Origin of the sequence: Streptomyces sp. NPDC051567 (genome assembly GCF_044454165.1) — a bacterium.
In the GTDB taxonomy this organism is placed as follows: Bacteria; Actinomycetota; Actinomycetes; order Streptomycetales; family Streptomycetaceae; genus Streptomyces.
The window spans coordinates 372,644-397,681 of the sequence record NZ_JBITDK010000004.1 but is presented as its reverse complement, the minus strand read 5'-3'; the positions used below and the strand labels follow the sequence as shown (position 1 = coordinate 397,681).

The 25,038-nt window shown below is 74.5% G+C and carries 21 protein-coding genes and 1 tRNA gene; 12 read left to right on the top strand and 10 right to left on the bottom strand.

Going from position 1 to position 25,038, the window contains the following annotated elements; all coding sequences use genetic code 11:
- Positions 1–347 precede the first annotated feature (347 nt).
- Together ACIA5F_RS07675 and ACIA5F_RS07670 are read left to right on the top strand one after the other, a co-directional pair.
- Positions 348–2,570: an NADP-dependent isocitrate dehydrogenase gene (locus ACIA5F_RS07675; RefSeq protein WP_399350221.1), complete on the top strand. Its 2,223-nt coding sequence runs from the start codon at positions 348–350 to the stop codon at positions 2,568–2,570.
- Between the two features lie 144 nt (positions 2,571–2,714).
- On the top strand, positions 2,715–3,248 hold the full coding sequence (locus ACIA5F_RS07670; protein ID WP_399350219.1) for a GNAT family N-acetyltransferase: 534 nt from the start codon (positions 2,715–2,717) through the stop codon (positions 3,246–3,248).
- 61 nt (positions 3,249–3,309) lie between these two features.
- Here the strand turns inward: ACIA5F_RS07670 and ACIA5F_RS07665 are convergent, their stop codons facing one another.
- Together ACIA5F_RS07665 and ACIA5F_RS07660 are read right to left on the bottom strand one after the other, a co-directional pair.
- Positions 3,310–4,221, bottom strand: a complete 912-nt coding sequence (locus tag ACIA5F_RS07665; RefSeq protein ID WP_399350217.1) for a formylglycine-generating enzyme family protein — start codon at positions 4,219–4,221, stop codon at positions 3,310–3,312.
- A gap of 220 nt (positions 4,222–4,441) precedes the next feature.
- Positions 4,442–5,002, bottom strand: a complete 561-nt coding sequence (locus ACIA5F_RS07660) for a DinB family protein (protein ID WP_399350215.1) — start codon at positions 5,000–5,002, stop codon at positions 4,442–4,444.
- Between the two features lie 308 nt (positions 5,003–5,310).
- Between ACIA5F_RS07660 and ACIA5F_RS07655 the strand changes: the two genes are divergently transcribed.
- Positions 5,311–7,050 carry an endo-1,3-alpha-glucanase family glycosylhydrolase gene (locus tag ACIA5F_RS07655; protein ID WP_399350213.1) on the top strand — a complete coding sequence of 580 codons (1,740 nt, stop codon included), beginning with the start codon at positions 5,311–5,313 and terminating at the stop codon, positions 7,048–7,050.
- Between the two features lie 130 nt (positions 7,051–7,180).
- Complete coding sequence (locus tag ACIA5F_RS07650) at positions 7,181–8,329, top strand: aminotransferase class V-fold PLP-dependent enzyme (RefSeq protein ID WP_399350211.1); 1,149 nt, start codon at positions 7,181–7,183, stop codon at positions 8,327–8,329.
- Here ACIA5F_RS07650 and cobF read toward each other — a convergent pair.
- The gene (gene cobF, locus ACIA5F_RS07645) at positions 8,316–9,068 is read right to left on the bottom strand and encodes a precorrin-6A synthase (deacetylating) (protein WP_399350210.1); all 753 of its coding nucleotides are present in this window, start codon (positions 9,066–9,068) and stop codon (positions 8,316–8,318) included. The two genes, ACIA5F_RS07650 and cobF, sit on opposite strands and share 14 nt — an antisense overlap.
- Positions 9,069–9,160: 92 nt before the next feature.
- Between cobF and ACIA5F_RS07640 the strand changes: the two genes are divergently transcribed.
- Entirely contained in the window at positions 9,161–9,562 is a 402-nt protein-coding gene (locus tag ACIA5F_RS07640) for a VOC family protein (protein ID WP_399350208.1), read from the top strand.
- Between the two features lie 34 nt (positions 9,563–9,596).
- On the opposite strand, the gene ACIA5F_RS07635 is transcribed toward ACIA5F_RS07640, so the two are convergent.
- Complete coding sequence (locus ACIA5F_RS07635) at positions 9,597–10,121, bottom strand: DUF309 domain-containing protein (protein ID WP_399350206.1); 525 nt, start codon at positions 10,119–10,121, stop codon at positions 9,597–9,599.
- 135 nt (positions 10,122–10,256) lie between these two features.
- Between ACIA5F_RS07635 and ACIA5F_RS07630 the strand changes: the two genes are divergently transcribed.
- The 5 genes from ACIA5F_RS07630 to ACIA5F_RS07610 all read left to right on the top strand — a co-directional run bounded on the left by ACIA5F_RS07630 (position 10,257) and on the right by ACIA5F_RS07610 (position 15,249).
- Positions 10,257–10,330 (top strand) — tRNA-Pro (locus tag ACIA5F_RS07630).
- Between the two features lie 483 nt (positions 10,331–10,813).
- Complete coding sequence (locus ACIA5F_RS07625; RefSeq protein ID WP_399350204.1) at positions 10,814–10,981, top strand: hypothetical protein; 168 nt, start codon at positions 10,814–10,816, stop codon at positions 10,979–10,981.
- On the top strand, positions 10,978–13,269 hold the full coding sequence (locus ACIA5F_RS07620) for a TOMM precursor leader peptide-binding protein (protein ID WP_399350202.1): 2,292 nt from the start codon (positions 10,978–10,980) through the stop codon (positions 13,267–13,269). Before ACIA5F_RS07625 ends, ACIA5F_RS07620 begins: the two co-directional genes overlap by 4 nt.
- Before the next feature lie 91 nt (positions 13,270–13,360).
- On the top strand, positions 13,361–14,641 hold the full coding sequence (locus tag ACIA5F_RS07615; protein WP_399350200.1) for a sensor histidine kinase: 1,281 nt from the start codon (positions 13,361–13,363) through the stop codon (positions 14,639–14,641).
- Positions 14,638–15,249, top strand: a complete 612-nt coding sequence (locus ACIA5F_RS07610; protein ID WP_399350198.1) for a DNA-binding response regulator — start codon at positions 14,638–14,640, stop codon at positions 15,247–15,249. The genes ACIA5F_RS07615 and ACIA5F_RS07610 overlap by 4 nt, the downstream gene beginning before the upstream one ends.
- Here ACIA5F_RS07610 and ACIA5F_RS07605 read toward each other — a convergent pair.
- Both ACIA5F_RS07605 and ACIA5F_RS07600 read right to left on the bottom strand, forming a co-directional pair.
- Complete coding sequence (locus tag ACIA5F_RS07605; RefSeq protein WP_399350196.1) at positions 15,188–15,937, bottom strand: NADH oxidase; 750 nt, start codon at positions 15,935–15,937, stop codon at positions 15,188–15,190. The two genes, ACIA5F_RS07610 and ACIA5F_RS07605, sit on opposite strands and share 62 nt — an antisense overlap.
- 237 nt (positions 15,938–16,174) lie before the next feature.
- Complete coding sequence (locus ACIA5F_RS07600; RefSeq protein ID WP_399350194.1) at positions 16,175–17,368, bottom strand: alpha/beta hydrolase family protein; 1,194 nt, start codon at positions 17,366–17,368, stop codon at positions 16,175–16,177.
- 271 nt (positions 17,369–17,639) lie between these two features.
- On the opposite strand from ACIA5F_RS07600, the gene ACIA5F_RS07595 reads away from it, so the two are divergent.
- A complete protein-coding gene (locus ACIA5F_RS07595) occupies positions 17,640–18,128 on the top strand; it encodes a beta-class carbonic anhydrase (RefSeq protein WP_399350192.1) in 489 nt (162 codons plus the stop codon).
- A 325-nt stretch (positions 18,129–18,453) separates the two neighbouring features.
- Here the strand turns inward: ACIA5F_RS07595 and ACIA5F_RS07590 are convergent, their stop codons facing one another.
- A complete protein-coding gene (locus ACIA5F_RS07590) occupies positions 18,454–19,497 on the bottom strand; it encodes an HAD-IIIC family phosphatase (protein ID WP_399350190.1) in 1,044 nt (347 codons plus the stop codon).
- Between the two features lie 203 nt (positions 19,498–19,700).
- Between ACIA5F_RS07590 and ACIA5F_RS07585 the strand changes: the two genes are divergently transcribed.
- Positions 19,701–20,987 (top strand): cytochrome P450, encoded by a 1,287-nt coding sequence (locus ACIA5F_RS07585; protein WP_399350188.1) that lies wholly within the window; start codon positions 19,701–19,703, stop codon positions 20,985–20,987.
- 31 nt (positions 20,988–21,018) lie between these two features.
- Here the strand turns inward: ACIA5F_RS07585 and ACIA5F_RS07580 are convergent, their stop codons facing one another.
- The 3 genes from ACIA5F_RS07580 to ACIA5F_RS07570 all read right to left on the bottom strand — a co-directional run bounded on the left by ACIA5F_RS07580 (position 21,019) and on the right by ACIA5F_RS07570 (position 25,027).
- Complete coding sequence (locus ACIA5F_RS07580) at positions 21,019–22,089, bottom strand: alpha/beta hydrolase (RefSeq protein ID WP_399350186.1); 1,071 nt, start codon at positions 22,087–22,089, stop codon at positions 21,019–21,021.
- 131 nt (positions 22,090–22,220) lie between these two features.
- A complete protein-coding gene (locus ACIA5F_RS07575; RefSeq protein WP_399350184.1) occupies positions 22,221–22,481 on the bottom strand; it encodes a hypothetical protein in 261 nt (86 codons plus the stop codon).
- A 134-nt stretch (positions 22,482–22,615) separates the two neighbouring features.
- The gene (locus tag ACIA5F_RS07570) at positions 22,616–25,027 is read right to left on the bottom strand and encodes an alpha-N-acetylglucosaminidase (RefSeq protein ID WP_399350182.1); all 2,412 of its coding nucleotides are present in this window, start codon (positions 25,025–25,027) and stop codon (positions 22,616–22,618) included.
- Positions 25,028–25,038: the final 11 nt, after the last annotated feature.

Below are 25,038 nucleotides of genomic sequence, written 5' to 3'. Positions count from 1 at the left end.
GCCCCGCGCGCGGGCGCGGCGGCGGGGGGCGCCCCCCGCCCCCCGGCCCGCCCCCCCGCCCCCCCGCCGCCCCCCCGCCGCCCCCCCCCCCCCCCCCCCCCCCCCCCCCCGCCCCCCCCCCCCCCCCCCCACCCCCCCGCCCCGGGCCGCGGCCCCCCCGCCCCCCCCCCCCCCCCCCCCCCGGCCGCTCTCGCCGTTTCCGGGGCCGGGGCCCGGCGCTCGCAGGGTGACGCGCGTCTCCCCGGGCTCGGGGGAGGGGGCTGTCCTGACCGGCCCGATCACGAGATATCTTGATGTCGAGCAATGTTGCAGACGAGAGACACGCAGACTGTGGAGCGGAGCATCCGGTGACTGACTCGACCATCATCTACACGCACACCGACGAGGCCCCGGCCCTCGCGACGTATTCCTTCCTGCCCGTGGTCCAGGCATACGCGTCGACGGCCGGTGTGAGTGTCGAGACCCGTGACATCTCCCTGGCCGGTCGCATCATCGCCAGCTTCCCCGAGTACCTGGAAGAGGGCCAGCGCATCGCCGACGCCCTCGCCGAGCTGGGCGAGCTGGCCAGGACCCCGGGCGCGAACATCATCAAGCTGCCCAACATCTCGGCCTCGATCCCGCAGCTCAAGGCCGCGGTCACCGAGCTCCAGGGCCAGGGCTACGCGCTGCCGGACTACCCGGACGACCCGAAGACCGACGAGGAGCGCGAGACCCGCGCCCGCTACGACAAGGTCAAGGGCAGCGCCGTCAACCCGGTCCTGCGCGAGGGCAACTCCGACCGCCGCGCCCCCGCCTCGGTGAAGAACTACGCCAAGGCCCACCCGCACCGCATGGGCGCCTGGACCTCCGGGTCGAAGACGAACGTCGCCACCATGGGCGCCGACGACTTCCGCTCCACCGAGAAGTCCACCGTCATCGCCGAGGACGGCACGCTGCGCATCGAGCACGTCGCCGAGGACGGCACCACCACCGTGCTGCGCGCGTCCGTCCCGGTCCTCGCCGGTGAGGTCGTGGACGCCTCCGTCCTGCGCGTCGACGAGCTGCGCACCTTCCTCAACGACCAGATCGAGCGGGCCAAGGCCGAGGACGTGCTGTTCTCGGTGCACCTCAAGGCCACGATGATGAAGGTCTCCGACCCGATCGTCTTCGGCCACGTGGTCCGCGCCTTCTTCCCGAAGACCTTCGCCCGCTACGGCGAGGTCCTGGTCGCCGCCGGTCTCTCCCCGAACGACGGCCTCGGCACCATCCTGAACGGCCTGGACGGACTCCCGCACTTCGGCGAGGAGATCAAGGCGTCCTTCGCCGCCGAGCGGGCCGAGGGCCCGGCCCTCGCGATGGTCGACTCCGACAAGGGCATCACCAACCTGCACGTCCCGAGCGACGTCATCGTCGACGCCTCCATGCCGGCCATGATCCGCACCTCCGGCCACATGTGGGGCCCGGACGGCGCCGAGGCCGACACCCTGGCCGTCCTCCCGGACAGCAGCTACGCCGGTGTCTACCAGGCCGTCATCGACGACTGCCGCGCGCACGGCGCGTACGACCCGTCCACGATGGGCTCGGTGCCGAACGTCGGCCTCATGGCCCAGAAGGCCGAGGAGTACGGCAGCCACGACAAGACCTTCGAGATCGCCACGGCCGGCACCGTCCGCCTCGTGGACACCGCGGGCACCACGGTCCTGGAGCAGAAGGTCGCCGCGGGCGACATCTTCCGCGCCTGCCAGACCAAGGACCTGCCGATCCAGGACTGGGTCAAGCTCGCCGTCACCCGCGCCCGCGCCACCGGCGTCCCGGCCGTCTTCTGGCTGGACGAGGGCCGCGCGCACGACGCGCAGCTCATCGCCAAGGTGAACACCTACCTCGCCGACCACGACACCGAGGGTCTGACCATCAAGATCCTCTCCCCGGTCGAGGCCACCGCCTTCTCCCTGGAGCGCATCCGCCGCGGCGAGGACACCATCTCGGTGACCGGCAACGTGCTGCGCGACTACCTGACCGACCTCTTCCCGATCCTGGAGCTGGGCACCAGCGCCAAGATGCTGTCGGTCGTCCCGCTGATGAACGGCGGCGGTCTCTTCGAGACGGGCGCCGGCGGCTCCGCGCCCAAGCACGTCCAGCAGCTCGTCAAGGAGAACTACCTGCGCTGGGACAGCCTCGGCGAGTTCCTCGCGCTGGCCGTCTCCTTCGAGCACCTCGCGACCACCACCGGCAACGCCCGCGCCCAGGTGCTGGCCGACACCCTGGACCGCGCCACCGGCACCTTCCTGGGCGAGGACAAGTCCCCGAGCCGCAGGCTCGGCGGCATCGACAACCGCGGCAGCCACTTCTACCTCGCCCTGTACTGGGCGCAGGAGCTGGCGGGCCAGAGCGGCGACGCCGAGCTGGCGGCGGCCTTCGGGCCCCTGGCGGCGACGCTGGCCGAGCAGGAGCGGACCATCGTCGAGGAGCTGATCGCGGTCCAGGGCTCCCCGGCCGACATCGGCGGCTACTTCCAGCCCGACGCCGCCAAGGCCGAGGCGATCATGCGCCCGTCCGCGACGCTGAACAAGGCGCTCGCGATCCTGGGCTGACGCCCCCGGCAGCGACACGCACGACCACGCGTGGCCACGACGTCCCGCCCCGGTCGGCACCAGCCGACCGGGGCGGACCCGTGTCCGGGCCCGGCGGCGGAAACCCGGTTGCGGCCCGGCCGTCTCAGGGCCTGCAATGGCCCGATGATCGAAGGACGACTGGCCGGGCTGCGCGCCCGGCACGCACAGGACATCGCCGTGCTCCACGCCGAGCTGTACGAGGACGTGGCCACCCGCTCGCGCGCCGACTCCCGGCCCTGGCGGCCCCTCTCCGCGCCGGGCGGCCACTCCCCGTACGAGCCGGGACCGCCCTCCGACGCCGTCGCGGCCTTCTCCGTCGTGGAGCGGGCCACCGGCGCACTCGCGGGCGAGGCCCTGCTGTGGGGCATCGACGCGCACAACCGGACCGCGCACCTCGGGATGTCCCTGCTCCCCGGCAGCCGGGGCCGCGGGCTCGGCCGGGAGACGGTCACGCTGCTGTGCCGCTACGGGTTCACCGTGCGCGGGCTGCACCGGCTCCAGGTCGACACGCTCGCCGACAACACCGCGATGATCGCGGCGGCCCGGTCCTCGGGCTTCGCCCTGGAGGGCACCCTGAGGAGGGCGGCCTGGGTGTACGGGGAGTTCACCGACGAAGTGGTCCTGGGCCTGCTGGCCGAGGAGTGGTCCCCCGCGTAAACGCGGTCAGCGGTCGGCGGTGGTCGGCGGCGGGCACCGGTGGGGACCGGCGGGCGCCGGTTCAGCGGGCGTCGGCCGCCACCCGGAAACCGATGTTCCCGGCCGAGCTGTCCGGGGTGTTGCCGGTCCGCGCCGCGACCCGGTAGCGGTTGCAGTACGAGTCGTGGCACAGGTGGGAGCCGCCGCGCATGGCCCGCCGCGGACCGGTGGGGCCGAACCGGTCGGCGGACCACTCCCACACGTTGCCGACCATCTGGTAGAGCCCGTACCCGTTGGGCCGGAAGGTCCTCACGGGCGCGGTGCCCGCGTACCCGTCGGCCCGGGTGTTGCGGGTGGGGAAGTCGCCGTTCCAGATGTTGCACATGTGCCGTCCACCGGGCCGCAGTTCGTCGCCCCAGGGGTAGCGCCTCCGCTCCAGGCCCCCGCGCGCCGCGTACTCCCACTCGGTCTCCGTGGGCAGCCGGGTCCCGGACCAGGCGCAGTACGCGCGGGCGTCGTGCCAGGAGACGTGGACGACCGGATGGTTGTGCCGGTCGGCGAAGGAGGAACCGGGACCCTCCGGCCGGCGCCAGTGCGCGCCGGAGACCGCCCGCCACCATGGGGCGCCGTCCACCGAGGGCGACAGCGCGGCGAGCCGGGCCGTGAGGAACCCCGCGAAGACGAAGCTGAAACCGAAGGACTCCGCCTCCGTGACATGCCCGGTCGCCTTCACGAAGGAGGCGAACCGCGCGTTGGTGACGGTGGCCGGGGCGATGCGGAACGCCCCGGCCACCGCCTCCCGTACGGGGCCCTCCCCGTCGGCGGGGAACCCGTCCGGGTCCTCGGCGCCCATCAGGAACCGGCCGCCCGCGATGTAGGTCAGGTCACGGACGGCCCGCCGCGCGGCCGGGTCCGCCGGTGCCGCCGGGCGGCCCGGTGACAGGGCGACGGCGGCCGGCCCCCGGCCGGGGGCGCAGCAGGACTCGGGCGGCATGCGGCTCTCCTGGGGGACGGACACCCGGGTCCGGGCGTCCGGTCGGCGGGGCGTTCGGACGCCGGGCTACGGGTACGGCTGCGGGTTCCGGTGGCGTCCGTGCGCCGCCGGAACCCGCAGGTCAGACCCTAGAATCCAGTTCCCCGCCACTCAATGACGCGCGCATGGCAGTGCTGTGGCAGTGCTGTGGCAGTGATGTGTCACGTCGGACCGGGGCGGCTCACTGGCCCACCCTTCCGTCGACGCACTCGCGCAACAGGTCGGCGTGCCCGCAGTGACGGGCGTACTCCTCGATCCGGTGCACCATCAGCTCCCGCACCGAGATCCCGTCCTTCCCCAGACGCTCGCCGAGGTCCGGGTGCCCCGCCAGCGCGGCATCGGTCGCTCCCTGCTCGCGCGCCAGGGCGCAGTGCGCGGCCTCGACCTCGGCCTGTTCGGCGACGGCCCCGTCGAAGTCCGCGTCGCGCCCGCCGTACAGCTTCGGCAGCGGCTCGCCGTCGCCGATCCAGTTGCGCCAGTCCCGTTCCACCTCGGCGAGGTGGCGGACCAGGCCGAGCAGCGACATCGTCGACGGCGGTACCGACCGGCGGGCCAGCTGCTCCGCGTCCAGCCCCTCGCACTTCATCCGCAGGGTCAAACGGTAGTCCGTCAGGTAATCCCGCAGCGTCGCGAGTTCGCCCTCCGAACCGGCTCCTTCGTTGTTGCGGGGATCGTCGTCAGGGTCGGCCCACATGTCGGGGTAGACGGTCGCCCGGGTCCATCGTGCGGGTTGTTCACTCATGCGTTCATGTTCGTCCGCGAGGGCCCGAACCCGCCAGTCGGTTTCCCGGAGGCGGTCGCTTCCGGATTCCGTCGTTCCGTGATCCCCCGGGAATTCCCGCCGGAACTCCTCGTACCGTTTTCCGGGAAACATCCGGAGCGCCGGGAGCGCCGGGAGCGCCGGCCGGGACGAGGCGCGCGGCGTAGTTCCCGTGGTCCCTGTGACGTACGTACCGGTGCCCGGACCCGGGCAACGGTTGTCCGCAGGCCGGTAATCGGCTCTACTGCTGTTCGGCCCGACACCCGGGCCCGTTCCAGGGAGGGGCCAGGATGAGAGCGGACCGGGGAACCGGCCGACGGGCGGAGCGGCGGGCCGAGAAGCGGGCGCGGCCCCTGTCCCACCGGCGCCGACCGCGTCTGCCGGGCGGCAGACCACTGCTGGCCGTCCTGGTCTCGGGCTTCCTCATCGTCGGCGTCTGCGCCGCCACCGGCATAGCCTGGGACCCCTTCTCGCCCGGCTCCGGGGCGGGCCGCGCGGCCCCCGAGATCGGCGTGCCCTGGTCCACCGGACCCGACGGCGGCCCCGCGCCCGGCACCTCCGGCCCGGCCGCGCCGAAGCCGGGCCAGAGCCAGAGCCAGGGCGGCAGGACCCCGGAGGGCAAGGCCACCCCGCGCGGCGAACTGGATGTCGGGGCCCCCCGCCCCGCGGGCGCCCTGCCCTTCGACATGCCCCAGCCGGCCGCGCTCCGCTCGGGCGAAGCGGGCCGCAAGCTGGTCTTCGCCCACTACTTCACCCCGTACCCGCTCTCGCTCGACAACGAGGACCCGGGCAACGACTACTACAGCCGCAACTACCTGCAACCGGAGGGCGAGAGCGGCAAGCACGCGCGCTACGGCGGCCTGCTGCGCGACCGGCCGCTGCCCGTCCCGCCCAAGGGCGCCGACTGGGAGCGGGCCAACCTCCAGCAGGAGGTGCGCACGGCCCGCGCCGCGGGCATCGACGGGTTCACCCTCGACATGCTCTCCCTCTCCGGCAAGAACTGGGAGCGCTCCAACCTCCTGATGGAGGCGGCCCGTTCGGCCGACCCCACCTTCAAGATCATGCTGATGCCGGACATGACCTCGCTGAAGACCGACGACCCGGGCGTCCTCGCCGACGCCGTCGCCGCCCTCGGCAAACAGCCCGCCGCCCACCGGCTCCCGGACGGCCGGCTCGTCGTCTCCCCCTTCAAGGCGGAGGAGCAGGACGCGGCCTGGTGGAGCCGGTTCATCGACGCCCTGAAGTCCCGGCACGGCATCCGCACGGCCTTCGTCCCGCTCTTCCTCGACTTCGCCGCGCACCACGCCTCCTTCGCCTCCCTCAGCCACGGGTTCTCCGAGTGGGGCAACCGCAGCTACACCAACCAGGAGAGCACCACCCGTGACGTCCAGCGCGCGCACGGCATGGGCAAGATCTGGATGCAGCCCGTCTCGGTCCAGGACACCCGCCCCAACCAGGGCATCTACGACGAGGCGGGCAACACCGCCACCCTCCGCGCCACCTGGAACCGCGCCATCGAGGACGATGCCGACTGGGTGCAGCTCACCACCTGGAACGACTACTCGGAGGGCACCCAGTTCGCGCCCTCCCTGCACAACGGCCACGCCTACCTGGACCTGACCTCGTACTACCTGACCAAGTTCAAGACGGGCAGCTGGCCGAAGATCGTCCGGGACACGCTGTACCTCACCGCGCGCACCCAGTTCGCGGACGCCGACCCCACGGGCGGCCAGTCGCTGGTGATGTCCCTGCGCAAGGGCAGCGCCGCACCCCGGGACACGGTGGAGGTGCTCAGCTTCCTGACCCGGTCCGCGACCGTCCGTACGGCCGTCGGGACCGACAAGGACACGCACGAGGCCCCGGCCGGGGTCCACTCCGCGCTGCTGCCGCTGCGGACGGGGACCAGTTCGGCGGAGGTGGTGCGGGACGGGAAGGCCGTGACGGCGGTGCGGCTGCCGTCCACCGTGGCCCGCACGGTGGAGGTCCAGGACCTCCAGTACCACGCGGCGACCAGCGGGCGCAGACCGTAGGACCTCGGGCGGGGGGCGGGCCGCGGCCGTCCCCCGCCGGACCCGCCGGACCGGTCGGGTCTTCCGCGGCACGGCGCCCACCGGGCATGATCCGGACGTACACCCGTCCCGCCGACGCCGGAGGCACCCCGTGACCGAGCCGATACACCCTGCGGAATTCCCCGGAGGCCGCGCGCTGTTCCGGCTCGACCCCGCCGTCGCCCACCTCAACCACGGCTCCTTCGGCGCCGTCCCGGTGCCCGTGCAGGAGGCCCAGGCCCTCCTCCGGGAAGAGGCCCACGCCGATCCCGACGCCTTCTTCCTCGCCGTCCCGGACCGGCTCGCCGAAGCCCGCGCCCGGATCGCCGCACGGCTCGGCGCCGCACCCGGGAGCCTCGCCTTCGTCTCCAACGCCACCGAGGCCGCCAACCTCGCCCTCGACGCGATCCCCTTCGCCGACGGGGACGAGATCCTGGTCACCGACCACGGCTACGGCACCGTCACCGCCGCCGCGGCCCGCCGCGCACCCGTCACCACCGTCGCCCTGGACCCGTCCCTCCCCGACGAGGACGCCGTACGGGAGACCGTGCTGGCCGGGCTGACGCCCCGCACCACCGTGGCCGTGCTCGACCACATCAGCTCGCCCACCGCCCGCCTCCTCGCGGGCCCCCGCCTCCTCGCCGACCTGGCCGCCCGCGGGATCACCACCGTCGTCGACGGCGCCCACGCCCCCGGCATGCTCGCCGAACCCCTCGCGGGCGGCGCCGACTTCTGGTTCGGCAACCTCCACAAATGGGGGTACGCCCCCTCCGGCAGCGCGGTCCTCGCCGTCGCCCCGGACCACCGCCACCGGGTCCGCGCCCTGGTCCCCTCCTGGGAGGACGCCCACGGCTTCCCCCGCTCCGTCGAGAACCGCGCCACCGTCGACTACACCGGCTGGCTCGCCGCCCCCGAGGGCCTGGACCTCCTCGAACGTCTCGACGCGGCCAAGGTCCGGGCCCACAACAGCGCGCTGGCCGCCCACGGCGCGGCCCTGCTCGCCACGGTCCCCGGCCTCACCCCGCTCCCGCACACCGAGGGCCTCGCCCTCCGCGCCCTGCGCCTGCCGCCCGGCGTCGCGCGGACCCAGGAGAGCGCCGCCCGGCTCCGGGAGGAGATCGCCGCCCGGCTGCGCACCCGGGTCCTGGTCTGGCCCTGGCCGGGCGGCGGCGGCATCCGGGTCTCCGGACAGATCTACAACCGGCCCGAGGAGTACGAGTACCTCGCGCGTGCCCTGCCCGCACTGCTCAGCCGCGCCTGAGCAGATAGGTGTCCATGATCCAGCCCTTGCGGGCGCGGGCCTCGGTCCGCAGCTCCTCGATCCGGCCGGCGACCTCCGCCAGCCTCCCCGAGACCAGGATCTCGTCCGGGGTGCCCACGTAGGCCCCCCAGTAGATGTAAAGGTCCTGGTCCAGGTGGGCGGTGAAGGCGTGCCGCGCGTCCAGCATCACCACCACGTCGTCCACCCCCTGCGGCCAGCCCTCGGCGAGCCGCCGTCCGGTGGTGATCTGGACCGGCCGCCCGACCCGGTTCAGGTGGGTCCGGTGCCGGGCCAGCAGCGCCGACACGCTGCTGATCCCGGGCACGACCTCGTGGGTGAAGGCCACCCGGCCCCGCTCCAGCACCTCGTCCAGGATCGCGAGGGTGGAGTCGTACAGCGAGGGGTCGCCCCATACCAGGAACGCCCCGGTCTCGCCCTGCGCGAGGTCCTCGGCGATGAACCGCTCGAAGAGCGCGGCCCGCGCACTGCGCCAGCCGTCCACGGTCGGGGCGTAGTCGGCCGGGGTCCGGTCGCGGTCCGGGTCGCGGCCCTCCACCAGCCGGTGGCCGGGGCGGGCGTGCGCGTCGAGCATGGCCCGGCGCAGCCCCGTCAGGTCCGCCTTCTCCTCACCCTTCTCCAGGATGAGGAACGCGTCCGCCGCGCCGATCGCCCGGACCGCCTGGAGGGTCAGGTGGTCCGGGTCGCCCGCGCCTATGCCGATCACTGAGAACTTCTTCACCGGGTTCACCGGGCCATTCTGCCCGCCGCCTCCCGCCGCCCCGGTCCGGGGCCCGCGCCGTACGGTCCGGTGCGGTCGGCACAATGAGGGCCATGTCCGCACACCTCGCCCTCACCGCCCTCGTGGTCCACGACTACGACGAGGCCGTCGACTTCTACACCCGCGCCCTCGGCTTCGACCTCGCCGAGGACACCCCGCGCCCGGACGGCTCGCGCTGGGTCGTGGTCCGCCCGCCCGGCGCGAAGGAGGGCGCGCTGCTGCTGGCCCGCGCCAAGGACGACGCCCAGCGCTCCCGCGTCGGCGACCAGACCGGCGGCCGGGTCGGCTTCTTCCTGTACACCGACGACTTCGCCGGGGACCACGCCCGAATGACCGCCGAGGGCGTCCGCTTCCTGGAGGAGCCGCGCCACGAGACGTACGGCTCCGTCGCCGTCTTCGAGGACCTCTACGGCAACCGCTGGGACCTGCTCCAGCCCGCCCGGCCACAGGACTGACCGACACCGCCCGCAGGGCTGACCGCCCGGCCGGTCACCGGGACAGGCGGGGGGCCTCCCGGGCGGCGTCGACGGCCGGGCCGCCGCGCTCCACCCGGCCCGCCAGCTCCCGGGCCCACCCGACCAGGCCCGGCACGTCGATCCCGTACGCCTCGCCCTGCGCCTTCGCGCGCGGCGCACCCGCGGTGGACTCCGCCGCCCCGGCGGCAGCGGCGGCCTCGATCCCGGCCGCGCCGCGCCGGAGCAGCCGGGCCCCGCCGACCGCGTTCCCCCGCGCGGCGTGCGTCAGCCCCACGGCGAGCTGGGCGAGCCCCCGCCACAGCGGGGCGGCCTCCCGCGGCCCCGACTTCCACGCGTCCTCGAACACCTCGTGCGCGTGGAACGGCATCCCCGCGTCGAGCAGCCGCTGAGCCTCCCGCACGGTCGCGGCGGGCGAGCGCACCACCCCCTCGGGCTGGCGCGTCACCCCGCTCGCCCCGTAGGGCAACGGCCGCCCCAGCCCGTCCCTGGGCCGCGCGCTCCGCGCCCGCCCCGCACCGTCCCGGTCCCGTGTGTTCACCCCCTCATCCTCCCTCCCGGGCGCTCCCGCGCTCTCCCGTCCCCTCGTACGCACCGGTGCGTACCCACCCCCCGGCGTGGGGTAATGTTCTGCATGTGCCGCCGCGACGGGGGAAACCCCGGGTCGAAGGCACAACGGGACGTGGCGCAGCTTGGTAGCGCACTTGACTGGGGGTCAAGGGGTCGCAGGTTCAAATCCTGTCGTCCCGACTCGAAAGAGTCGCAGTTCAAGGGCTGTTTCAGAGAAATCTGAAGCAGCCCTTCGACCGTTCTTGGGGACCAGTTGAGGGGCCAGTCGGCCGCGCCGCGTCAGGCCGTGCCGGATCACGCCGACGAGCCGTGCCGACACCGGCCGGGCCGCCCGTGGAACACCGGGGCCGCCACGGGGCGCCGCCCCCGCCGTCACTCCCCGACCGGCCCGCAGTACCCCTTGGTCCTCCTCCACGCCGACCCCCGTGCGGCCGTACCCGTCGGTACGCACCGTCCGCCCGTCGCCGTCCGGCGGTCGTCCGTCCACCTCCGTGAGGGCCCCGCTCGGGCCGGTCCGGCGGGCCGCCGCGGGAAGTTCACTGCCGGCCGGTGAGCCCCATACCGTCTGACGCAGCCCGTGGTTGACAGAATCCTTCCGTAGGGCACTCGCCCGGTCGTCCACCGGGACTCCACCGCACCACGACGAAGGGACCCACCCGCCCCATGTACGACTCCGCACCGACGACCAGCACCTTCCTCGTCGACTCCGCCGTGTCCCCCTCCGCGCTCGACCTCGTCATAGAGAACCTCGACCAGCCCGGCGACCAGGGCGTGGCCCTGTTCACGGTCTGCCTGGTCACGGCTCCGGTCGCCGGGCGCCTCTCGCGATGACCTCCCCCGGGGGGCAGGAGGGCGACGCGGGCCCGGCCGGCGCCGAGCACATCGGTTTCAAGGCCCACCTGGCGGCCACGGTGGTCCCCGGCGAGGCCGCGTACCTGGTGTCCCACCGGGAGGTGCTCGCCCTGCGCGGCGAGCACGCCGAGGTGCTGACACCGCTCCTCGACGGCAGCCGCACCGTCGAGGACGTGGTCCTGGAGGCCGCGCCCCGGCTGCGGCCCGAGCAGACCCGGGCCGCCCTGTCCTCGCTCGCGGCGGCGGGGCTGGTCCGTACGGGGCCCGCGCGGGCCGGGGGCAGGGCGGCCGACTCCGAGGGGTACTGGGACCTGATCGGCCTGGACGGCGGCGCGGCCGTCCGTGACCTGGGCCGCGCCCGGGTCCGGGTGACGGCCCTGGGCGGCGTCGGCCCGGAGCGGGCGCGGGCGGCCTGCCGGGACGCGGGCATCGGGGTGGCGGAGCCGGGCCAGGAAGCCGACTTCGTCCTGGTGCTCTGCGACGACTTCCTCTCGCCCGCGCTGAAGGAGCTCGACAGCGTCCACCGCGGCCACGGGACGCCCTGGCTGCCGGTGCGGCCCACCGGGACCGCGCCGTGGATCGGGCCCGTCCTGCGCTCCGGCGACGGCCCCTGCTGGTCCTGCATGGCCACGCGGCTGCGCGCGCACCGCTGGTCGGAGCTGCCGCTCCAGCGCCACCTGGGCCTGGACGGACCGGTGCCCCGGCCGGCGTCCTCGCTGGCCGTGAGCGAGACGGCCGTGCTCCAGCTCGCCGTGCTGGAGACCGCCAAGTGGCTGGCGGGGGTGCGCACCGCCGCCCAGTCCTCGATCCGGATCCTCGACTCGCTGGAACTGGGCATCGCCTCCCACCCGGTGGAGCGGCTGCCGCAGTGCGCGGTCTGCGGTGACCCCGGGCTCGTGGCCCGGCGGGTGCGGTCGCCCTTCGTCCCGGTCTCCCGGGCCAAGGCGCCGTCGTCGGGCGGGGAACGCGCCCTGGGCCCCGAGCGGATGCTGGCCGACTACGGCCACCTGATCGGGCCGGTGACCGGCGTGGTGAAGGAGGTCCGGCGGGCCCCGCACAGCCCGGACTTCGCGCAGACCTTCCTCTCCGGCCCCAATCTCGCGCTGGCCCCGCGGTCGCTGGCCGGGCTGCACGCCGGGCTGCGCGCGCTCAGCGGGGGCAAGGGGCTGACCGAGGTACAGGCCCGCACCGGCGCCCTGTGCGAGGCGATCGAGCGCTACAGCGGCACCCGGCAGGGCGACGAGCCCGTGGTCAGGGACAGTTACCGGGCCCTGGGGGAGGCCGCGGTCCACCCGTACGCCTGTCAGCTCTACGACGAGCGGCAGTTGCGCGACCGGGACCGGTGGAACGCCGGGGGCTCGGCGCTCCAGTACGTTCCGGAGCCCTTCGACGAGCACCGGCCGACCGAGTGGACCCCGCTCTGGTCGCTCACCGGGGGCACCCACCGGCTGCTGCCCACCTCGCTCCTCTACTTCGGCGACGCCCCGGCCCCCGACGGGCTGTGCGCCGACTCGAACGGCAACGCGGCGGGCAGCAGCCCCGAGGACGCCCTGCTCCAGGGCTTCCTGGAACTCGTCGAGCGGGACGCGGTCGCCCAGTGGTGGTACAACCGCACCCGGCACCCCGGCATCGATCTCGACGCGGTCGACGAGCCGTACGTGGAGCGGCTGCGCGCGGGCTACCGCGGCCTGGGGCGGGAGGTCTGGGCGCTCGACCTCACCTCCGACTTCGGGATTCCGGTGGTGGCGGCGCTGTCACGGCGCACGCAGGGCCCGGCGGAGGAAGTGATCTTCGGGTTCGGGGCGCACTTCGACCCGCGGACCGCCGTGCGCCGGGCGCTGACCGAGATGGGCCAGCTGCTGCCCGCGGTGACGGGCGGCGGGCCCGGCGGGGGGTACCGGGTGACGGACCCCCGGGCGGTCCGGTGGTGGCGCGAGGCCACGGTCGCCGGCCAGCGGTACCTGACGCCGGACCCGGCCGTCCCGGCGCGCGCGCCGCAGGAGTTCGGGTACCGGCCGCGGGCGGATCTGCTGGAGGACGTGCACGCGGTGACGGAGCTGGTCCGGACGCGGGGAATGGAGTTGTTGGTACTCGATCAAACCCGGCCGGATCTGCGACTTCCCGTAGTGAAGGTGGTCATTCCCGGAATGCGCCATTTCTGGCCACGATTCGCTCCCGGGCGGCTTTACGACATACCGGTCGCGCTGGGGAGGTGTGCGGAGCCGACGCCCTTTGAGGCGCTGAATCCGGTGAGCATGTTCGTATAATCGGCCAACTTTGGCCCAAAATTAACGTAGCGTCACCTATGATCATCTTCGAGGATTCGAGAAGGTGCAATCAGGAGAGGCCGCGACGACGATGTCACTCCATCAGCAGCCCGACGGGCCGGACGGGCTCGCCGCGCGGCTCCAGGCGAAGAGCGGGGAGTCCGGGGGGAGGACGGAGTCCGGGAGGGCCGAGCCCAGCAGGGCGGAGTCCGGGGGCGCCGGCTTCGTCGAGGACCGCGACGACCTGCCCGCTCCCCGGCTGGCCCGGGTGATCCTGACGGCGGCCCTGCTGTGCTACCTGCTCATCACGGTGCTCAACATCTGGAGCGCCCGCCTCGAACCGCCGCTGTTCGCCACCGCGCTGTCCTGCCTCACCGCGATCTTCCTGATCCAGCTGAGGCACTCCCGGCCCGGCCCCTGCCACCGCCCCCGGTGGGAGACCACCCTCACGCTGAGCGCGCAGGCCCTGCTCACCTATCTCCCGCTCGTCCTCTTCGACGCCGTGTGGGGGGCGATGGCGGGCTTCTTCGCGGGGTCGCTGCTGCTCCTCCTCCCGTCCAACGTGGCCTGGTTCCTGTACGCGGGGGTGGGCCTGAGCATGCTCGTCCCGCCGCTGCTGGAGGGACGTCCGGTCCTGGACAGCGTCTACCTGTGCCAGTCCACCCTGCTCACCGGGCTGGTGGTCTTCGGGCTGACCCGGCTCGCGGACCTGGTCAACGTCCTGCACGAGACCCGGGGCCGGCTCGCCCGGATGGCCGTCACCAAGGAACGGCTGCGCTTCGCCCGGGACCTGCACGACCTGCTGGGCTACAGCCTCTCGGCGATCACGCTCAAGAGCGAACTGGCCCGGCGCGTCATGCCCACCCATCCCGAGCGGGCGATGGAGGAGATCCACGAGGTGCTGGAGATCTCCCGCCAGTCCCTGTCCGACATCCGGATGGTGGCCAGCCGACTGCGTGACATGTCACTGGCGGAGGAGGCCGCATCGGCCGAATCCCTGCTGGTCTCCGCCGGGGTGTCCGTGCAGATGCGGATGGAGCCGGGCGTGATGAGCCGACGGACGGACACCGTGCTCGCGGCGGTGCTGCGCGAGGCCGTCACCAATCTCATCCGGCACTCCGAGGCCACCCGCTGCGAGATCCGGGCGACCCGCTCGGGCGAGCGGGTCCGGCTCTCGGTCCTCAACGACGGGGTCGACCACGCCCATCGGGACCCTTCCCCGTACGGCGGTACCGGGCTGGACAGCCTGGCCGCCCGGCTGGGCGAGGTGGGTGGAACCATGTCCACCACCCGGGCCGGCGAAGGAACGTTACTGCTGGTTGCCGAAGCGGATGCCTTCCCAGCCGATCCACAGAAGAGAGAACGACGGTGACGATCCGACTGCTGCTCGCCGAGGACATGAACATGGTGCGGGGGGCGCTCGTCGCGCTCCTCAACCTGGAGGGCGACATGGAGGTCGTCTGCGAACTGGAGCGCGGCGACGCCATCGTGGACGCCGCCATGGAACACCGGCCCGATGTCGCCATCATCGACATCGACCTGCCCGGCCTGGACGGGCTGACGGCCGCCGCCCGGCTCCACGAGAGGCTCCCCGGGTGCCGCACCCTGATCCTCACCAGCCTCGGCCGCCAGGGCACCCTGCGCCGGGCCCTGAACGCCCAGGTCACCGGCTACCTGCTGAAGGACGCCCCGCCGCACGAACTCGCCGACGCCGTACGGCGGGTGGCCGCAGGCCGCCGGGTCGTCGACCCCCAGCTGGCGCTCGCCGCCTGGGGCGGCACCGACACCCCGCTGACCGGCCGGGAGACCGAGGTGCTCCAGCTCGCGGCCGAGGGGTCGGAGGCCGACGAGATCGCCGCGCGGCTGCACCTGGCGCCGGGCACCGTACGGAACTACCTGACCACCGTGGTGTCCAAGCTCAACGCGCGCAACCGCGTGGACGCCATCCGAATTGCCCGGGAAGCAGGGTGGCTGCTCTGACGCCCGGCCGGCGGTCGATGCGACGGGGTGCGAGAACCTCGCTGTCCTCCACCCGGGCCGCGATGCCCGCCGCCACCAGGTAGTCCAGGATGCCCGCGACCATCCCCGCCGGCATCGGGAGCGAGTCCGACGCGTCCCGCGGCGTGACCGGCCAGGCCAGCATCCCCACCACCCAGGCCACCTCGGGACGGTGGACCAGGACCCGGTAGCGGGCCCCCGCCGCCTCCAGCGCCATGCCCTGCGCCCTGCGGGAGAGGCAGACATCGGCGGCCAGCCACACGGGCCGGCCGTCCGGCAGCGGCTCCAGCCCGAAGCGCGCGCGCCGGGAGACCGGCGCCGCCGACAGCAGCGGGCCGCCCAGGTCGTCGACGCCCAGGGTGCGCACGATCAGGTGGGAGAGCCGCTCCAGCTCCGGCATCAGCACCAGGCAGGAACGGGCCGGCGCGTCCGGGTCCAGTGCGGTGGGCCCCAGATTGGCCGGCCACATCGGGCCCAGCTCCATGCGTCGCAGCGCCTCGGCGACCACCGGACCGGCGCCGGCGAGCCGTTCCTCGCCCCACCGCCCGCTCAGGACGAACTCGCCCGTGCCGGGGCCGTTGTCCACGACGACGTCCTCGGAGAGCGACCAGAGGTGGACCGTGCGGTTCGGCTCGGCATTCGGCTCGGTGTTCGGCTCGGCGTGCAACATGGGGACGGTGTTTCCTTCCGGGCTGGTCCCGTCGAGTCTGCGGCCCTCCCCGGCGCTCTGCCCAGCGACCCCGTCACGGACCGTGCATGAATTCCTCATACCCGCAAGAGGGCTCCCGGTGACCGGCGCCGGACCTTTCGAGGCGTGCGCGGCGCGTCCGGTCACGACGTCGTACGGGGATCACGGCCACCTCCCCGTGAGGCGGAGCACCGGCACGGGCTGAGCGGACGGGCGGGGTCAGGCCCGGTGGGTCCAGCGGAACTCGATCTCCGGGTACCGGGGCGACGGGCCGTCGAGCAGGGGCCGTTCGCGGCCGAGGAGGAAGCGGTCGAAGAAGGCCGTGGTGACGGCGCGGGTGACGGTCGCGGCCCGGTCCGGGGCGAGGGTGCCCAGGTGTTCGCGCAGCAGCGCCTCGGGCCACAGCTCCCGCAGCCGCGCCGCCCCGGCGAGGGCGGGCACGTCGGTCGCGCTGAGGTGACCGCCGCCCGTCAGGTGCAGATGGCGTCCCCAGTGCCGGTGGTTCGCGCGCCAGCGGGCCCAGGTGTCGTGGTCGGGGGACGAGGTGAGGAGCAGGAAGGGCCGGTCCAGGCCGGTGTCGGCCGCCGTCGTGCCGAAGAGGCCGCCGTCGAGGTCGAGTCCGGCGGCGAAGCGCCGGTCGAGACGTATCGCCTCGGCCGCCGCCGCCCCGCCCATGGAGTGCCCCAGCAGGCCGATCCGGGTGACGGCGACCCCGGCCGCCGGGCGGTGCCGGCGGGTCAGCGCGTCGGCGAGGGTGCGCAGGTCGGCGGCGCGGACGGCGGTCTCCAGCCGGTCCTGGGCGTCCCAGTCGTCCGGCGCCGGGGGCAGGGCGCCGAGCAGCAGCCGCCCGTCGGGGAAGCGCACGGCGGACGCGTCGTAGGTGTGGTCGACGGCGGCGACGAGGTGCCCGTGCGAGGCGAGTTCCTCCGCCAGACCGCTGGTCAGGACGCGCGAGGAGCCCCGCCCGTGGCTGAGGAGGACGGCCGTCCGCGTCCCGGCGGCGGGCGGGCCGCCCCGGCGGGCGTGGGCGCGGACGGTGGCGAGCACCCCGGGGGCGAAACCCGAGGCGCTCTCGACGGCGGCGCCGGTCTCCGCGTCGGTGTACGGCGCGGTGCGCGTCCCGTACGGGTCGGGGCCCAGCGGGTACCAGAGCTGGACCATGAGTTCGCGGGGGCCGGGGTGCGGGGCGAACGGGTCGGTGCGGGAGGCGTCGGTCAGCGGGAAGGAGCGCGTGCCGACGGGGTGCCGGCCGGTGGGGCGCGGCAGGGCGGGACCGGCCGCCCCGCCGGATTCCGCCGTGGCGCCGGGCCGGGCGGTGGCGGCAGTGGTGGCGGCAGCGGCGGTGGTGGTCGGGAAGGTGTGCAGGCCGAGGCCGGCGGCCGTGATGGTGAGCGCTGAGCGGCGGGTGATCACCGGTGTCTCCCGGGGTAGGCGGTCGCACTCCGGCGGCGGACCAGGGCCACCCTATTTGGTCTGGACCAATTGCGGCAGGGGCAATGCGCCCATGCCTGCGGGGAGTTGGCGCGGTCCGGTGGGCGCGGATGCTCCGGCCGGCGCCGCGACGGGCCCCGTCCGGGCCTTTGTTGCCCGTGTGTTGCGGTCGTGTGGCAGGGCGGAGTGGAACGTTCCGGTGCCGGTCCGGTCTCACTACGTTGGCCACATCGCCGAGTGAAAGGGAGGCGGCATGTCCGTCACCGACCAGTACCTCGCCAACAACAAGGTCTACGCGGCCTCCTTCACCGGGCCGCTGCCCCTTCCCCCCTCCTCCCACGTCGCCGTCGTCGCGTGCATGGACGCCCGCCTCGACGTCTACGGGGCCCTCGGCCTCAAGGAGGGCGAGGCGCACGTCATCCGCAACGCCGGCGGGGTCGTCACCGAGGACGAGATCCGGTCGCTCGCCATCAGCCAACGCCTCCTCGGGACCCGGGAGATCATCCTCATCCACCACACCGACTGCGGGATGCTCACCTTCACCGACGACGCCTTCAAGCGTCAGATCGAGGAGGAGACGGGCCTGCGGCCGGCCTGGTCGGCCGAGGCGTTCTCCGACGCGTACGAGGACGTGCGCCAGTCGATCCGGCGCATCACCAGCAGCCCCTTCCCGCCCCACACCGACTCCGTGCGCGGCTTCGTCTTCGACGTCGCCACCGGTCTGCTCGACGAGGTGGTCTAGTGCGGTGACCGGAAGGGTTCACCGGCCCGCGACGCCCGGCACGGCACCTCGCGGTGTTGTCGGAGCGCCCGAGTACGTCCAGTACGACGGGCGCCCCTCCGCCTTGCGAGGCGCCGCACCGGACGCCGCGGGCTTATCGGCAAACCTTTCCGGTCACCGCACCAGAGGGGACGACCGGGCGGTGAGAACCGCCCCGGGAGCCGCGGCTCCCCGCGCGGCGGAAGCCGGCCGGCCCGGCCCATCAGCCGCTTCGCCGGGCCGGCCGGCTTCCTCCGCCACCTCTCCCCGCCTCCGCCCCCGGGCCCCGGACCGAACCCGCGCCCGCTCACGGGGACACGCCACCGCCGTTCCCGTCGCCCCGGCTCCCGCCGAAGAACCGGTCCAGCTCCCACGCGTCCGCGATGACCGCCGCGGGATCGGTCTGCACGCCGACCCGCAGCACGGCCACCGCGGGCAGCGCGGCGCCCACCTCCGCGCACACGTACGGGTTGTCCTCGACCAGGACGAAGGAGTCCGGGCCGAGCCGCAGCTCGGCGGCGAGCGAGAGGAGGCTCTCGGACTTCGGCCCCCAGTTCACCCGGGACGCGGCGAAGTGGCCCCGCGACAGCGGCATGTCCCGGGCCCGCTCCGCGAACACCCGCTCCACGTCGGCCTCGTCGTTCTGACTGCACAGCACGAGGGTGAAGCCCTCCTCGCGCTTGCGCCGCAGCACCCGCTGCACCGCCAGATGGCGCGCGCCCAGCTCCAGCGCGGCGGGCGGCCGTTTGCCGCAGGCGCCGCCCCACAGCGTGCGGTCGCACTCGACCGCGATCACCCGGCGCGGGGGAGCCAGGGTGGAACGGACGATCCGGGCGATCCCGGCGGCCAGGGAGCCACGGGCGGTGTCGGGGGAGAGGCCCGCCGCTTCCGGCCCGGCCGCACCGCCGGTCCCGGCGCCGGACGGCCCCCACCAGCTCGCGGCGTCGAACAGGGCCAGCCCCGGAACCTGGGCCCGCGCACCGTCCCCACCGGGCGCGAGCGGCCCCGTACCCGTACCCGTAGCTGGCCCCGGGCCGTCCGGAACCGCGCCCTCCGGGCAGCGGACGAGCACCGTGGGCGTCCCGTGCGCGACGGTGAACTCCCGCGCCTGACGCAGGAGTTCGGCGGACCAGTCGGCGGCCCGGACCAGACCGATGCCGAGGGCGCCCGTGCGCGGGAGGGTGAAGAGCCGGCCGTACGGGACGGACTCCACCCGGTGCGGCGCCCCGACCGACGCCAGAGCGTCACGCACCAGCGGCAGGAGCGGTTCGGCGGCGAAGGTCGCGGCCAGCGTGAGCGTGGGACGCGGGCTCGGCGAGGTGGCGACGGGCAGTGCGGGCAGTGCGGACAACGGAGCGTCCTCCCGGAGGGCTCATAGCGGACGGAAGAGTCTCCCACCCGGTTCGTACCCATTCCGGCACGCACGCCGTGATCCGGTGGCTTCTGTGTCAGGTCCCCCGCCCACCGGACCGGGGGCCCCGGCCCGGTTCTGTACAACTGGCCTGTCGGGGAGCACAGTTGACCGGGTCCCGTCCGGACGGTCAGGAGAGTCGGTTGACACCCCGCAGCCCGCACCCCCACAGCCCGCACCCCCACCGCATCGACCCGGCCGGCGGCTGCCCGCACGCCCTCAACGCCCGGCTGCTCGCCCAGGGGCCCGTGGCCCGGGTGACGCTCCCCGGCGGGGTGCCCGGCGCCGTCGTCCTGGGCCACGAGGCGCTCCGGGACTTCCTCGGCCACCCCGACGCGGCCAAGGACGCCCGGCACTTCACGGCCCTGCACGACGGCACCGTCGCCCCCGACTGGCCCCTGCGGGCCTTCTCCGACGGCCGGGGCATGCACACCGCCGACGGCGCCGACCACCGCCGGCTCCGCGCCCTGGTCACCAAGGCGTTCACCGCCCGCCAGGTGGAACGACTGCGCCCGCGCGTCGAGGAGCTGACCGCCGCACTCCTGGACGATCTCGCCAGGGCCGCCGCCGAGGCCCCGGACGGGGTCGCCGACCTGCGGACCCACTTCGCGCTGCCGCTCCCGATGGGCGTCATCTGCGAACTGCTCGGCGTCGCCCCCGAGCACCGCTCCCGGCTCCACCACCTCTCCGACACGGTGATCGTCACGACCGACACCGACCCGGCCGAGGCGATGGCCGCCGCCCGGGAACTCGTCGCGCTCATGGGCACGATCGCCGCCGACCACCGCGCGGCGGCGGCCCTCGGCGCGGCGGGCGAGGACCTCACCGGCGCCCTGATCGCCGCCCGCGACGGCGACGGCGACCGGCTCGGCGAGGCCGAACTGATCGGCACCCTGCGGCTGATGCTCGTCGCGGGCCACGAGACCGTGCTCAACCTCCTCACCAACGCCGTCCGCGCCCTGTGCGCCCACCCCGGCCAGCTCGCCCTGGTCCGCGAAGGACGGGCCACCTGGTCGGACGTGGTGGACGAGACCCTGCGCTGGGACGCGCCCGTCAGCTGGTTCCCGTTCCGCTACCCCACCCGCGACCTGACCGTCGACGGCGCCGTCGTCCCCCGCTCCACCCCGGTGCTCGCCGGTTACAGCGCCGCGGGCCGCGACCCGGCCGTCCACGGCCCGGACGCCGACCGCTTCGACGTCACCCGCCCCACCACCGGCCGCCACCTCTCCTTCGGCCACGGCGCCCACTACTGCGTCGGCGCCCCGCTCGCCCGGCTGGAGGCCACGGTCGCCCTGGAGCGGCTCTTCACCCGCTTCCCGGACCTCGCCCTCGCGGTCCCCGACGCCGAACTCCCCCACCAGCGGAGCTTCATCGGCAACAGCGTCACGGCGCTCCCGGTCCGCCCCGTACCCGTCCCCGTACCCACGTAGCCCGGTCCGTCCCGTCCGGTGACCGGTGCGGTCACGGGACGGGGCCCGGCGGGGAGATCTCCGCGCTGAGCCAGCCCAGCGCGTCCGGGTACATCCCGGTCCAGGTCTGGAAGTTGTGGCCGCCCGCCGGACGGACCAGGGTCCTGACCCGGACCCCGCTGCCCGCCGCCGCCCGGACGAACTCCGCGAGCTGCCCCGGCGGACTGTCCCGGTCCTGCGCGGAGGTGGCCAGGAAGATCCCGAGGTCCGCCTTGCGGGTGTGCTCGACCAGCCACACCGGGCTGTTGCGCTCCCGCAGCGCCGGATCGGGCAGCACCTGCGGGTCGCCCGTCAGCGGATCGGGGTCCAGGGCGGCGCCCGCGCGGAACGCCTTCGGGTACTGCAGGGGCAGCTTGGCCGCGCAGAGTCCACCGGTCGAGACCCCCATCAGCCCCCAGCCCCGGGGCGGGGGCAGGGTGCGGAAGTTCCGCGCGACCAGGTCCGGGACGTCCCGCGCCAGCCAGGAGGCCACCTTGGCCTGCGGGGTGTCGGAGCAGTCGGTGTCGATCCCGCCCGGGGCGATCTCGGGCATGACCACGATGAAGGGGTGCGCCGCCCCGAGCCGCACCAGCTCCTTGAGGGCACCGGGCATGGAGCCGAGGTCGATCCAGGTCCGGGGCGAGCCCGGGTAGCCGTGCAGCAGCATCAGCACCGGGAACCGGGACTTCGCCGCCCCCGGCGCGTCGTACTCCGGCGGTGTCCACACGATCACCTGCCCGGCGAGTTTCGAGTGCGAGCCGCGGAAGTAGGCCGACAGGGTGCCGTCCCCGCCCTGGACGAACCGGGCCCGGCCGACCGGAGGCCCGGTCATCGCGTCGGCGCTGCGGCCCGCGCCGGTGCCCAGCAGGTCGTCCCAGGAGGCGTAGAGCCCGTAACTGCCGTTGATCCAGGTGGCCACCCCGCAGATGGCCGTGAACTGGCAGAGCGCGATCATCAGCACCCGCACCGGCCACCGCACCCACCGGGGCCCCGGGACCCGGTTCCACAGCACCAGCGCGACGACCATCGCGAGCGCGGTGACGACGATCAGTGTGACGAGGAACGAGGTACTGGTCAGCTCCACGGCGCCGCTCCAGCGGTACGGGACGACAGGCGGGCGAGGTCCGGCTCTGCGGACAATGTACGGCGGGCCCCGGCCCGCGAGGGGCCGGAGCGCGCCGTGTCACCCGGCCGGTGGGGAGGGGGCGGCCCGGATCAGGCGCGGGGGCGGTCGGCCTTCTCGGCGGCCCGGCGGGCCAGGGTCTGCGGGTACTCCTCGTCCCCGGGCGTCCGGCCGGCGCCGGGCCGGGCGCGTTTGCGCAGCTCCACCACCCCGTCCGCCACATCGGTGCGCCGGGCCGGGCCCGGCGGCTTCGGGGTCCGCGCGGCCGTCGCCGCGGTTTCCGTGGGGTCGGCGGGCTCCACGGCCTGTGCGGCCTGTGCGGTCTCGGGCCGCTCCTGTTCGGTCTCGGACATGGAGCTGATCCTTTCCGGACCCGTCCCGTGTCGTGGACCCCCGGACGCGCTGCCCCTCGTACGGGTGATGGATTTCCGTCGAAAGGGTGACGGGTGTGGTGTGGCATGGCCGCCACCCTGTTCGCTGGTGTAGATCAGCCCCCGCTCCGGGCAGCCGACCGCAGGTACGTCGCGATCGAGGAGGCCAGGGCGTACGGGTCCCCGACCGGCTCGGTCCGGTGCCGGGTGGTCCGCCGCGCCCACTCCTCCTCGAAGGCGTGCCAGTCGATCTTCCGTGGCGCGGCCCGCCGTACCAGCGCCTCGTCCAGGGAGGCGAAGTAGGCCGTCCACCGCCGGGCGTACAGCTCCGCCACCAGGCCGCCCCACTCGCGGTTCGCGTAGTCGTGCAGGAAGCCGCCCTCGCTGGTGCCGCGGCGCCCCCACACGCTCAGGATCGAGCGCGCGTCGTACTCGTACCGGTCCTGCTCCGCCCGGTCGGCGCCCTGGGAGCGGGCCGCCGACAGCCAGGGGCCCAGGAGGAAGTTCGGGTCCGAGCTGGTGAGCGCGTCCAGTTTCTTCTCCCCGTCCGCCCACGCGGCCGTCAGCGCGCGGAACCGCTTCAGGTCCTTGGCCTCGTACGCCGCCCTGATCTTCGGCAGCAGCACCCGCGAGTGGTTGGCGAGCGCCTGCCGGGCGGTGTCCACCAGGTCGAAGCGGTAGGCGCTGGAGGAGCGCAGCCCCGGGCCGACCCGGAGCAGGTGGTCCAGGGCGCGGCGCACCGCGTCGGCCGGGTACCGCATCGACTTGGGGCTCCAGTACGCCGCCCCCGTCGCCGTCAGGCCCGGCCGGGCGGTGAAGAGACTGTCCTGCGACTCCGACCACAGCCCCGAGGAGGTGCTGTACGGGCCCTTGCGCAGCTCCTCCCAGGCGGCGCCGGCCTCGGTGTCCGGCCGCCCGTACCGGCGCGCGGCGAACCCGGCGAACCAGGCGCGCTGGTCGACCGGGCCGGGCTCCCAGGCCAGATCGGTGAAGAGGTCGAAGGCGGCCGGGTTGGTGCCGGTGGCCTCCGGCAGGTAGGCGATGCCGCTGAGCGCGGAGCGGCCCTTGCCGCGCCAGGCGGTGAACCGGTCGATCCACACCGAGGTGTTCGCGCCGATCGTGGTGTGCCCGCCGAAGTTGTAGATGGTGCCCATCGCGTACGGGACGCCGCCCCAGCGGGCCTCGCGGTCCAGGCGGTTGTACCGGTCGGACAGGCCGTCCAGGATCAGCAGCTTCGAGGTGTCCACCCCCGCCAGCAGCTCCTTCGTCGGGTCGTCCTGCCAGCCCAGCACCGCCCACAGCGCACCCGGGTGGGCGGCGTGCAGCGCGCGCTGGACGGCCCCGGCGGCGGAGGCGACGTCGACGGACCCGGTCCGCCCGCCCTCGTGCAGCGGGCTCATCCGGTACATCGCGCTGTCCCCGAACACCGCGCGCTGCTCGGCGTAGTACGCGGCGGCCAGCCGCTCGAACACGGGCGAGGCCGGGTCCAGCCAGTCCGGCCGGTCGAAGCCCGCCCAGTCGCCCTGCGCGACCGTCGTCGAGCCCGGGTTGCGCGCGGCGAACCCCGGCGGGACGGTCCCGAAGTAGCCGGGCAGCACCGGGGTCATGCCGAGCCCGCGCAACTGGTCGGCGATCCGCCCGCCCAGCTCGGCGCGCTCGCGCAGCAGCCGTTCGGAGACCGGGCCGCCGAACCCGCTCAGGTTCTGCAGCAGCCACCAGCTCTGGTGGCCGGGCCCGGGAATCCACTCCCGCAGCTCCCCGGCGGAGTAGCCGAACCCCTGGAGCGCCCGGTAGTACGCGTACTCGGCCCCGGCCTGCACGAACACCTCGTTGATGCCGTGCAGGGCGAGCAGGTCGATCTGGTGCCGGTACTCCTCGAAGGTGCGGTACGGGCCGGAGTACCCGTCGTCGGTGTCGTTGAGCGCGTACCGGTGCGGGACCTGCGCGCGGCGGGTGACCGGGGACGGTACCGCCGGGAGCCGTTCGGGCAGCATCCCGATGCTGTCGCCGGGCCAGCCGATGTCGGCCCCGGCGACGTGCTGGAGGTACCAGCCGACCCCGGTGAGCAGGGTCGCCCCGGTGCTCGCCCGGACGGTGACCGCGCCGGGCCTCCCGGACACGGTGAAGGTGTCGGCGCCCGCCGCCGCGTCGGCCACCAGCGTGAACTGCCCGGCGTGGCGCGGCAGCAGCCGCTCCAGCGACTCCCGCGCGGGGCCGGTGTCGAAGTCCCGCACCCCGGGCGCGGCCGGTACCGCCGCCCGCGCCGGTGCCCGTACGGCGGAGCGGGCGGGGGTCTCCCGGTCCGGGGCGCCGGAGGCGGGGGCCGCCGCCGTGCAGAGCAGGGTCAGCAGGGCGGTGGGAAGGGCCGCGAGGGCGGCCGGGCGGCGGAGCCGCGGGCGTCCGCCCCGGGCCGTCCGGTCCTCGTCCCCCTTCGCTGTCATGGCCCTCGTCGTCTTAGCCGCCTTCGTCGCCTTCGTCGCCTTCGTCGCCTTCGTGGTCTTCGTCGTCTTCTTCTTCGGCATCGTCATCGTCGTCGTCC